Source organism: Streptomyces sp. ADMS, assembly GCF_033441795.1.
Taxonomy (GTDB): domain Bacteria; phylum Actinomycetota; class Actinomycetes; order Streptomycetales; family Streptomycetaceae; genus Streptomyces.
In genome coordinates this window covers 60,017-71,100 of sequence record NZ_JAVFVX010000036.1, presented here as the reverse complement: position 1 = coordinate 71,100, position 11,084 = coordinate 60,017, and the positions used below count along the sequence as shown (strand labels likewise).

General features: G+C 71.4%; 9 protein-coding genes. 4 read left to right on the top strand and 5 right to left on the bottom strand.

The features are described 5' to 3' along the window. Window positions 1-223 precede the first annotated feature (223 nt). Complete coding sequence (locus tag RB628_RS17910) at window positions 224-856, bottom strand: hypothetical protein (protein ID WP_318321462.1); 633 nt, start codon at window positions 854-856, stop codon at window positions 224-226. Between the two features lie 228 nt (window positions 857-1,084). On the opposite strand from RB628_RS17910, the gene RB628_RS17905 reads away from it, so the two are divergent. The 3 genes from RB628_RS17905 (at window position 1,085) to RB628_RS17895 (ending at window position 3,171) form a co-directional block, all read left to right on the top strand. Continuing rightward, window positions 1,085-2,161, top strand: a complete 1,077-nt coding sequence (locus tag RB628_RS17905; RefSeq protein WP_318321461.1) for a sialidase family protein — start codon at window positions 1,085-1,087, stop codon at window positions 2,159-2,161. A 37-nt stretch (window positions 2,162-2,198) separates the two neighbouring features. Further along, entirely contained in the window at window positions 2,199-2,924 is a 726-nt protein-coding gene (gene npdG / locus RB628_RS17900; RefSeq protein ID WP_318321460.1) for an NADPH-dependent F420 reductase, read from the top strand. 67 nt (window positions 2,925-2,991) lie between these two features. Continuing rightward, window positions 2,992-3,171 carry a hypothetical protein gene (locus RB628_RS17895; protein ID WP_318321459.1) on the top strand — a complete coding sequence of 60 codons (180 nt, stop codon included), beginning with the start codon at window positions 2,992-2,994 and terminating at the stop codon, window positions 3,169-3,171. Here RB628_RS17895 and RB628_RS17890 read toward each other — a convergent pair. After that, window positions 3,161-3,961: a site-2 protease family protein gene (locus RB628_RS17890; protein WP_318321458.1), complete on the bottom strand. Its 801-nt coding sequence runs from the start codon at window positions 3,959-3,961 to the stop codon at window positions 3,161-3,163. The genes RB628_RS17895 and RB628_RS17890 overlap by 11 nt on opposite strands. 223 nt (window positions 3,962-4,184) lie before the next feature. Between RB628_RS17890 and RB628_RS17885 the strand changes: the two genes are divergently transcribed. Next, window positions 4,185-7,775 (top strand): AfsR/SARP family transcriptional regulator, encoded by a 3,591-nt coding sequence (locus RB628_RS17885; protein ID WP_318321457.1) that lies wholly within the window; start codon window positions 4,185-4,187, stop codon window positions 7,773-7,775. A gap of 39 nt (window positions 7,776-7,814) precedes the next feature. On the opposite strand, the gene RB628_RS17880 is transcribed toward RB628_RS17885, so the two are convergent. The 3 genes from RB628_RS17880 to panB form a co-directional block, all read right to left on the bottom strand. Continuing rightward, on the bottom strand, window positions 7,815-8,657 hold the full coding sequence (locus tag RB628_RS17880) for an ABC transporter permease (protein WP_318321456.1): 843 nt from the start codon (window positions 8,655-8,657) through the stop codon (window positions 7,815-7,817). After that, complete coding sequence (locus RB628_RS17875; protein ID WP_318321455.1) at window positions 8,654-9,688, bottom strand: ATP-binding cassette domain-containing protein; 1,035 nt, start codon at window positions 9,686-9,688, stop codon at window positions 8,654-8,656. The genes RB628_RS17880 and RB628_RS17875 overlap by 4 nt, the downstream gene beginning before the upstream one ends. Before the next feature lie 344 nt (window positions 9,689-10,032). Further along, window positions 10,033-10,899, bottom strand: a complete 867-nt coding sequence (gene panB, locus RB628_RS17870) for a 3-methyl-2-oxobutanoate hydroxymethyltransferase (protein WP_318321454.1) — start codon at window positions 10,897-10,899, stop codon at window positions 10,033-10,035. Window positions 10,900-11,084 lie beyond the last annotated feature (185 nt).

Sequence of the window (11,084 nt, the reverse complement as noted above, 5' to 3'; positions counted from 1 at the left end):
GCCTGCCGCCTGCCGCCTGCCGCCTGCCGCCTGCCGCCTGCCGCCTGCCGCCTGCGCTGCCTGTCCGGGCGACGGGTCGGGCGGACAGGCTGGTGCGCCTGTTTCGGGCGCCCGATCCTGTCCCGTGAAGTGCTCGTTCCGGTCGGCGAATCCGGCGCTCCCGGCTGTCGTTCTGCCGAAGGCAGGCAACGTGCCGAGACGGGTGGGTGGGTGGGAAACGCTCTTACCAGCGGGACGGCGGCGGGGCCGTCAGAACGTCCGCCAGTCGAGCCAGCCGGTCACGAAAACCCCGCCGCCCCCGTCCGACAGGCAGCGAGTTCTCCCCGGCCGCCGCGCTGACCAAATGCTGCACAGTGTCCAGGTCCAACTCCAACCCCACCGGCACCGCCAGCGACTCATGCGCCATCGACACCAACTCCCCCTCGCCTGAAGACCCTCCCGAACCCGAACCCGAACCCGACCCCAGCACCAGCACCTTCGCCCCACCCCGCCGAGCATCGTGAACCCGCTCCAGCAGGGCGCCGCCCACTTCCTCCGGCGCCACCACCAGCAACGTCTCCCCGCGCCGCGCCGCCTCGATCCGCCCCAGCCCGACCGACAGCCGCCCGGGACCGGACGCCCGCGTGTCATGCCGTACCAGCGTCGGCGCCAGCTCCGGCGTCCCCGACCACGCCGCCTCGTCCACCAGATGCGCCGCCAGGTGCCACGGCTCGTACGCGGGCGTGCCCACCAACAGCAATCCGCCCCCGTACGACACCACGGACCCCCGCAACGCTCCCGCGAACCTCCGTGTGGCCCCCAACCACTCGGTTCCTGCGAGCACTTCGCGCAACAGCGCGACCCGTACGGCGTCCATGCCCGCGCATCCTGCCGCAACAGACAACTCGGAACGCGCCCTTCACCATGATTTCGCCCAACTGGGGAAGAACCCGAATCACTGTCCGTACCACGGAACGACAGGCAGAACGACAGGCAGAACGACAGACGGAAAGACAGACGGAAAGACAGACGGAACGACAGACGGAACGACTCACGCACCCAACCAACGACCGACTCACGGACTCGCCCACGGAGGACCCCGCACATGACAGTAGAGACGAGCATCCCCTTCTGGTCCGGCCAGGAGGGCTACGCCAGTTACCGCATCCCGGCCGTCGTCGTCACCCACGCCGGCACCGTGCTCGCCTTCTGCGAGGGCCGGGTCGACTCCGCCCTCGACCACGGGCACATCGACATCGTGCTGAAACGCTCCACGGACGGCGGCCGCACCTGGGGCCCCCTCACCGTCGCGGCCAACAACGGCGTCCAGCTCGCCGGCAACCCCGCCCCCGTGGTCCTCGACACCGGCCGCATCCTCCTCGTGTACGTCCGCGCCTCGGGCGCGGTGACCGAGAGGGACATTCTGCTCGGCAACGTCTCGGCGGCCAACGGACGCCGCGTCTGGGTCCGTTACAGCGACGACGACGGTCTCACCTGGTCCTCCTCCGTGGAGATCACCGCCCAGGTGAAGAACCCGGAGTGGCGCTGGTACGCCACCACCCCGGGCCACGCCATCCAGCTGAGCACCGGCCGGGTCGTCGTAGCCGCCAACCACACGGTCCCGCCCACCGGGCAGGACCTGGGCAACGAGGCCCGCTACAACAGCGGCCACTGCCTGCTCAGCGACGACCGCGGCGAGACCTGGTACATCGGGTACCTCGACGAGAACACCAACGGCTACATCAACGTCAACGAGACCACCGCCGCCGAACTCCCGGACGGTCGCGTCTACTTCAACACCCGCAACGACTCCCCGTCCCCCGGCAACCGAGCCGACGCCCACTCCACGGACGGCGGCCGGACCCTCGTCAAACCCTTCCGCCCCCAGGCCGGCCTGCCCGCCCCCGTCTGCCAGGCCAGCGTCCTCCAGCTCCGCGACCCCGACCTGCTCCTCTTCTCCGCCCCCGCCGATCCCGCCGCCCGCGCCCTGATGACCATCCGCGCCTCCCCCGACGGCGGCACCACCTGGCGGCCGGCGCACACGGTGAACGGTCTGCCCGCCGCCTACTCCGACCTCGTCCGTATCGACGCAGACACCGTCGGACTCCTCTTCGAGACCGGCGACTTCGGTCCGTACGAGAGGATCCCCTTCCGAAGGGTCCCCGTGACGCAGCTCACCTGAGCCCGTGGGCGCCCGGACCCGGACGTAAAGTCGGCCCATGACCTCTACCGACAGTGCACAGACCCCTGCCCAGAGCCCCGCGAAGGCTCCCGCCAAGGACCCCTGGGACCTCCCCGACGTCTCCGGACTCGTCGTAGGCGTACTGGGCGGGACCGGGCCGCAGGGCAAGGGCCTGGCCTACCGGCTCGCCAGGGCCGGACAGAAGGTGATCATCGGGTCGCGCGCCGCCGACCGTGCCCAGGCCGCCGCCGACGAACTCGGCCACGGTGTCGAGGGCGCCGACAACGCCGAGACCGCGCGCCGCAGCGACATCGTGATCGTCGCCGTGCCCTGGGACGGACACGGCAAGACCCTCGAATCGCTGCGCGAGGAACTGGCCGGCAAGCTCGTCGTCGACTGCGTGAACCCGCTCGGCTTCGACAAGAAGGGCGCGTACGCGCTGAAGCCGGAGGAGGGCAGCGCCGCCGAACAGGCCGCCGCCCTGCTGCCGGACTCCCGGGTCACGGCCGCCTTCCACCACCTGTCGGCCGTACTGCTCCAGGACCCGGCGATCGAGGAGATCGACACCGATGTGATGGTCCTCGGCGAGGAACGCGCGGACGTGGAGATCGTGCAGGCCCTCGCCGGCCGCATCCCCGGTATGCGCGGCGTCTTCTCCGGCCGGCTGCGCAACGCTCACCAGGTCGAGTCGCTGGTCGCCAACCTGATCTCCGTGAACCGCCGCTACAAGGCCCACGCGGGCCTGCGAGTCACCGACGTGTAGGCCCCCGGGGTGGATGGGGGACACTGGACGCCGCAAGCCGGTGTCCCCCGACAGGAGAGCAGTCCAGATGCCCCGCCTCGCCCTCTACACCCTCGCTGTCTGCGTCCTCGCCGTCGCCGCCGCCGTCGTCTCCTTCGTGCAGGGCAGCTTCCTCGGCGTCGTATGGGTGCTGCTCGCGGGTCTGTCGTCCAACATGACCTGGTACTACTTCAAGCGGGACAAGGCCGGGAAGTCCGTCACGGGCTGACCGAGCAGAACTCGTTCGACCCCTGCCAGAAGCGGTACAACTCCTGACCGCAGTACGTGTCGAAAGCGTCGATCCCCAGACCGCGCAGCACCGAGTCGATCACGTCGAAGAACGCGCTGTTCACCTCCGGGATCCACAGCACCGCGAACACGAACAGCAGCCCGAACGGCGCGAACGGCTCCACCTGACGCTTGATCTTGTACGACAGCCAGGGCTCGATGACGCCGTAGCCGTCGAGGCCGGGCACCGGCAGGAAGTTCAGGATCGCGGCGGTCACCTGGAGCAGAGCGAGGAAGGCGAGCGCGAACCGGAAGTCGCGGGGTACGCCGTCCAGCGCGTCCAGCCAGAACGGCGCCGTGCACACCACCGCGAACAGCACGTTCGTCAGCGGACCGGCGGCCGAGACCAGACTGTGCTTCCAGCGGCCGCGGATGCGCCCGCGCTCGATGAAGACGGCGCCGCCCGGCAGACCGATCCCGCCCATGATCACGAAGATCACCGGCAGCACGATACTGAGCAGTGCGTGTGTGTATTTGAGCGGGTTGAGAGAGAGATACCCCTTCTCGCCGACCGAGATGTCACCGCTGTGCAGGGCGGTGCGCGCGTGCGCGTACTCGTGCAGACAGAGCGACACGATCCAGGCGGCCGTCACGAACAGGAACACGGCGACACCGGGCTGCTCGGCGAACCCGGTCCAGGTGGCCCAGCCGGTGACCGCTGCGACGGCCAGAATCCCGACGAAGACCGGGCTTATCCGCCGGTCGCTGCTGCGGGTGGTGGCGGTGGTCATGGGGCGGGGCTCCTGGGGGGACTCGGCGGAGAACGCTGCGGACCGTGCGGTGAACGGCTTGCACGGGCGGGTCGACGGTACCGGTGGTCTGGGAGGAACGTCCCACCGAGGGTCGGAGGTTCCTGGAGGTTCCTGGCGTTGCCCGGGGATCCTGGACGTCTCTCCGTTCATGGGCCTGTAGACCCGGGCGCGCTCCGCGACGGCCCCCGGAGAGAATGGACCCGTGCGCTATCGCATCCTCGGCACCACCCAGGCACTTCGTCCCGACGGCACCTCCGTCCCGCTCGGCGGCGCGCGGCTGCGCGCCCTGCTGACCGTGTTCGCCCTGCGGCCCGGCCGGACCGTGCCCGCGGGTGTCCTGGTGGAGGAGGTGTGGAACGGGGACGCGCCCGCCGACGCGCCGGGTGCGCTCCAGGCGCTGGTCGGCCGACTGCGCCGCGCGCTCGGTCCGGACGCGATCGCCTCGGCAGAGGGTGGCTACCGGCTGTGCGCCGCGCCGGACGACGTCGACCTGCACCGTTTCGAGCGATTGGCGGGCGAGGGCACGCGCGCACTGACCGACGGCGACCCCGCCAAGGCGGCCGTCGTCCTCGACGACGCCCTCGCCCTCTGGCACGGACCGGCCCTCGCGGACCTCCCCGACCGCACCGCCGAGGCCGCCCGATGGGAGACCCGCCGCCTGGACACGCGCCGAGCCCGCCTCACCGCCGCCCTGGCCCTGGGCGCCGCGGAACAGTCCCTGCCCGAGCTGACCGCCCTGTGCGACAGCCACCCCTTGGACGAGCCCCTCCAGTCCCTCCGCCTGCGCGCCCTGCGCGACGCGGGCCGCCCGGCCCAGGCCCTGGCCGCCTACGAGGACTTACGGCACCTGCTGGCAGACCGACTGGGCTCGGACCCCGGCCCTGAACTACGGACGCTGCACGCGGAGTTGTTGAGACCGGACGGAGTATCCGTAAGAGCCCGCGGCACGGTGGCCCCTGGCCAGGGCGATGCGGGTGCGCACGTCTTGGGGGCCGGTCCAGGGGCGTCTTCCGCGCCGGGCGCTGACCCCGCGCCGGGCGGCGTCCCTGTGCCGGGACAGGTCCCTGTGCCGGGCGGCGTTCCTGCGCCGGGGTACGTCCCTGTGCCGGGCGGCGTCCCTGTGCCGGGGCAGGTCCCTGTGCCGGGCGGCGTTCCTGTGCCGGGCGGCGTTCCTGCGCCGGGGTACGTCCCCGTGCCGGGCGGCGGCCCCCGCTCCGGGGCCGCCGCGGACTCCGCCGGGGCCCGCACCGCACCCCGGCCGTCACACTCGCCCGTGTCCCCGCCTCCGGGCAACCTCCGCGCCCGCCTCACCTCGTTCGTCGGCCGCGAGGCCGACATCGACGCCATCCGGGGTGACCTCGCCGCCGCCCGGCTCGTGACGTTGCTCGGGCCCGGCGGGGCCGGGAAGACGCGGTTGTCGCAGGAGGCCGCCGAAGCCGTCCGGGACGCCGCCCCGGACGGGGTGTGGCTGGCCGAGCTCGCGCCCGTCGTCGACCCGGACGCCGTACCGGAGGCCGTCCTCACCGCCGTCGGCGCGCGCGAGACCGTGCTGCGCGGCGCCGGCGCCGAGGAGTTGCGCGTCGCCTCCGCCGACCGCCACGACGATCCCCTCGTACGCCTCGTCGAGCACTGCGCGAGCCGGCGGATGCTGATCCTCCTCGACAACTGCGAGCACGTCGTCGAAGCCTCCGCGCAGCTCGTCGCGGAGCTGCTGGTGCGCTGCCCGGGAGTCACCGTGCTCGCCACCAGCCGCGAACCCCTGGGCGTACCGGGCGAGTTGCTGCGTCCCGTCGAACCGCTGCCCGAGCCCTTCGCGTTACGGCTGCTCGCCGACCGTGGGGCCGCCGCCCGGCCCGGGTTCCGGGTCGGGGACGATGCGGAGGCCGCCGCCGAGATCTGCCGGCGGCTCGACGGACTGCCGCTCGCCATCGAACTGGCCGCCGCCCGGCTGCGGATGCTGTCGCTGCGGCAGATCGCCGACCGGCTCGACGACCGTTTCCGGCTGCTCACCTCCGGAAGCCGTACCGTCCTGCCCCGCCAGCAGACCCTGCGCGCCGTCGTCGACTGGTCCTGGGACCTGCTCGACACGGACGAACGGGACGTCCTGCGGCGGCTGTCCGTCTTCGCGGGCGGCTGCGACCTCGCCGCAGCGGAGGCGGTGTGCGGGCCCGTCGCCCTCGAAGCGCTCGGCTCGCTCGTCGACAAGTCCCTTGTAGTGGCCGCCCCTTCGGACGAGAACGGTGTGATGCGCTACCGGCTCCTGGAGACCGTCGCCGAGTACGCCGGTGAGCGCCTCGACGAGGCCGGCGCCCGCCCGCAGGCCGAGCGCGCACACCTCACGTACTACCGCGAACTCGCCCGCACCACCGACCCGTTGCTGCGCGGCCTCCACCAGCGGGCCGCGCTCGACGTGTTCCAGCGGGAGAGCGAGAACCTCCGCGCCGCCCTCCGCCACGCCGTCACCGCGCGCGACGAACAGGAGGCGCTCTGCCTCGTCCTGTCGACCTCCTGGTACTGGCAGATGCGCGATCTGCGCCTCGCCGGCCGCAACTGGTCCCGCGAGGTAATGAACCTCGGCCCCGACCCCTTCGCCCTCCCGATCCGCCCGGCCCAGCCCGTGTGGGAGCGCTGCACGGACACCCCGCCCCCCTGGCGCGGCGAATTCCTCGAAGAGGCCCGGCGCGGCGTCCACCTCATCCATCTCGCCTCCATGGACCTGGAGTTGGAGGCCTGGCAGACACCGGAGGCCCGGCAGAAGCTGCACGCCATCACCCAGGTCTACGAACCCGGCGCCCCGCAGACCTGCCGTTACCCCGGCCTCCTCTGGGTCTACGCCGTCATGCTCACCCGCGACATGGAACGGCTCAGCGTCATCGTCGGCGAGTCCGTGCGCACCTGCCGCGACGCGGCGCCCGGCTACGAGTGGGAGCTCGCCGCCTGTCTTCAGATGCGCGCCAACGTCCTCGCCAACCGCAGCGACTGGGCCGGCGACGCGACCCGCGACGCCGACGAGGCGCTGGAGATCTTCCGCCGCCTGGGGGACGCCTGGGGCGCCGCCGAGGCGCTCTCCGCACGTGGCGAGGCACAGGAACGCAAGGGCGAGTACGACGGCGCCGTCACCGACTTCCGGGACGCGAGGGAACTGGCCGAACAACTCGGCGCCCGCGCCCAGGCGACCGTGCTCGCCGCCCGCCTCGGCAACGTCTTCCTGGAGGCGGGCCGCACCGACGAGGGCGAACGGCTGCTGCGCGAGGTGATCGAGAAGGCGGAGGGGATGGTCAACGAGGCCATGCCCGCCGCCCGGCTCTTCCTCGCGGCCTGGCTCGGCATCACCGACCGGGTCCCCGAGGCGCGCGAGCAACTCCGGCTGCTGCGCCAGGAGTTCAGGGCCGCCTCGTTCGTCGTCTTCGACGCGTTCATCCTCGGCGCGGAGTCCTGGCTGGACGTCGTGGAAGGACGGTACGAGGAGGCCCTCGGCAGGGCCCGGCGGGCGGTGGCCCGCGCCGACGACGAGCTGTCCCGCGCCATCGCCCCTCATCTGCGCTCCGCCTTCCTGACCACCGGCGCCGCCGCCCTCGTCGGCTTCGACGCCGGCCGCGCCCGCGACGCCGCCCGCTGTCTGGGCGCCGCCGACAACCTGCTGCCGCCCGGCCATGTCTCCGGACACATGGAGCGCGAGGTCCGCACCCGCGCCGTCCGCGCGGTCCGCGACGTGCTGGGCGACGAGGAGTACGAGGCCGGGTACGCGGAGGGCGGCCGGCTCTCCCCGGAGGAGGCGACCGCCCTCATCTGACGTCCGGCGCGTACGCCACTGACGTACGTACCGCCGCTGTCAGCTCTTCGTACGGAACTTGTGGATCGCGACAGGCGCCATCACCGCCGTGATCGCCACCGACCAGCCGAGCGTCATCCACAGGTCGTGTGCCACCGGGCCGCCCACCATCAGCCCGCGGGCCGCGTCCGCGAGCGTGGACAGCGGGTTGTAGTCGGTGAACGCCTGGAGCCAGCCCGGCATCGACTGCGTCGGGGCGAAGATCGACGAACCGAACTGCAGCGGAAACAGCACCAGGAAGCCCATCGCCTGCACGGACTGCGCGCTCTTCATGATCACGCCCAGGGTGAGGAACACCCACATGATCGACGAGGCGAACAGCGTGGACAGGCCCACGGCCGCGAACAGTCCCAGCCAGTTCTTGATGTCGAAGCCGACCAGAACGGCGACGATCATCAGCACGGTGGTCGCGAACAGCATCCGGATCAGCTCGACCGAGATCTTCGCGAAGAGCACCGAGCCGCGCCCGATCGGCAGGGAGCGGAAGCGGTCCATGACACCGGAGTTGAAGTCCTGGCAGAACCCGGTGCCGACGCCCTGGGACAGCGTCATGCTCATCATCGCGATCATGCCGGGGATCACGTACTGCACGTACCCGTCCTGCCCGCCGCCCAGGGCCTGCCCGATCGAGCCGCCGAAGACGTACACGAACAGCAGGGTGAAGACGATCGGCATCAGCAGAGCGTCGAACATGGATTCCGGGTCCTGCCGGATCCACAGCAGGTTGCGGCGGACGAGGGCGCCGGTGTGGCGCAGATGGCCGCGCAGCGGAATGCGGCCGTCGGCCCTCATGCCGTCCTTCGCGGTGCTGATGTCGTTGACGGTGGCGGTCGCGGCGCTCATACGGCGACCTCCTCTCGGGTGTCGGCGGGCGTGGCGTCGTCGTCCTGCGGGGCACTGGCGCGGTGACCGGTGAGGGACAGGAACACCTCGTCCAGGCTGGGCAGTTCGGTGGAGATCGAGGCAATCGTGATACCGCGCGCCACGACCGCGCCGGTCACGGCGGTGAGCTGCTCGTCGCTCAGGATCGGCACCAGGACGCTGCCGGTCGCGGTGTCCGCGACCGTGGTGGCGAGACCGGTGATGCCGAGGTCGTCGAGGTCCCGGGCGAGCGGGCGCAGTTGCAGCGGGTCGGCCGGCCGGATCCGCAGGGTACGGCCGCCGACCTTCGCCTTCAGCTCGTCGATGGCACCGCCGGCGACGACCTTCCCCCGGTCGATGACGGCCAGCTCGGAGGCGAGCTGTTCGGCCTCCTCCATGTACTGGGTGGTGAGCAGGACGGTCACCCCGTCGCCGACCATGCGCTTGACCTCGCTCCAGACCTCGTTGCGGGTCCGGGGGTCGAGTCCGGTGGTGGGTTCGTCGAGGAACAGCACGGTCGGGCGTCCGATCATGGAAGCGGCGAGGTCCAGCCGCCGCCGCATACCGCCGGAGTACGTGCTCGCCGGGCGCTTGGCCGCCTCGGTGAGCGAGAACCGCTCCAGCAGTTCGTCGGCCCGGGCGCGGGCGTCCTTGCGGGGCAGGTCGAGGAGCCGCCCGATCATGTACAGGTTCTCCCAGCCCGGGAGCTTCTCGTCCACGGAGGCGTACTGGCCGGTGAGCCCGATCACGCGCCGCAGCTGCCGGGGCTGGCGCAGGACGTCGTACCCGGCGACGGTGGCGTGCCCGGAGGTGGGCTGCAGCAGGGTGGACAGAATGCGTACGAGGGTGGTCTTGCCGGCGCCATTGGGCCCGAGCACCCCGAGTACGGTGCCTTCCCGGACGTCCAGGTCGACGCCGTCCAGCGCCTTGGTCTCGCCGTAGTGCTTGACCAGCCCCCGCACGGAAACGGCACTCGTGGCCCCGTCGGCGGGGTGGTTGTCGATTCGCGTCATGAACCGAACCTGTCACCCCCCACCGACAAACCACCGACAGACCACCGAGACCACCGACAGACCACCGACAGCCGAAACCCGGCCCGCCCGGCACTTCCTCACTCACTCGCCCGGTCGCCGCATCTTTCCAGCCCAGGACCGGGTATCTCAGCCGTCCGGCGTTGAGGACAAGGCCCGTGCAGGGCCGAAGGGGGGCTGGGGCGCAGCCTCCAGGTACGGGATGGGACGGGTGAGGCCGGCGAGGGCGAGAAACAAGCCGCAGCCCGCCGATGGGGGAGTCGGCGGGCTGCATTCGTGCCGCAGTGGCTCTGTGGGTGCTGTGGGCTCTGTGGGACCTGCTCAGGTCAGTGGACGGAGTGCTCCTCCAGCGGGAACGTCCCGCCGGTCACATCTTCGGCGAACGCCTTCGCCGCGTTCCCCATGACCTCACGCAGATTCGCGTACTGCTTGACGAACTTCGGCACTCGCCCCCCGGTCAGCCCGAGCATGTCCGTCCACACCAGCACCTGCGCGTCCGTCTCCGCCCCCGCCCCGATACCGACCGTAGGGATGTGCAGCGTCCGCGTGACCTCGGCGGCCAGTTCCGCCGGAACCAGCTCCAGCACCACCGCGAACGCCCCCGCGTCCTGCACGGCCTTCGCGTCCCGCAGCAACTGCTGGGCAGCCTCCTCGCCGCGTCCCTGGACGCGGTAGCCCATCGAGTTCACGGACTGAGGCGTCAGCCCGATGTGGGCCATCACCGGGATGCCGGACTCGACCAGCAGCTCGATCTGGCGGTGCGACCGCTCACCGCCCTCCAGCTTGACGGCGCCGACCCCCGCCTCCTTCACCAGCCGCGTCGCCGAACGCAGCGCCTGTACCGGCCCTTCCTGGTACGAACCGAAGGGCAGGTCGCCGACGATCAGCGCCCGGCTCGTACCCCGGACGACCGCCGCCGACAGCATGGTCATCTCGTCGAGGGTGACGGGCACGGTCGTCTCGTACCCCAGATGGCAGTTGCCCGCAGAGTCACCGACCAGCATGACCGGGATACCGGCCTCGTCGAAGACGGACGCGGTCATCGCGTCGTACGCGGTGAGCATGGGCCACTTCTCGCCGTGCTCCTTGGCGGCGGTGATGTCCCGGACCGTGATGCGGCGAGTGCCCTTGCCTCCGTACAGCGCGTTGGTGCTGCCGGCGGAGGTCTGCTGGGCAGGCTGAAGCTGCGTCATGGCAACGGCTCCTTCAAATCATCTCGAGGCGCCCTGACGGCGTCCCCGGATCCCTCCCATGGTTGCATCTCCCCTCCGAATGCGGCTAGTGGTCGCCCGAGGAGCGAAGGTCCCTGTGCTGAAGATCTCGCACCCGCGTCGCCCACCCGCGTCGCCCACCCGCGTCGCCCACCCGCGTCGCCCAC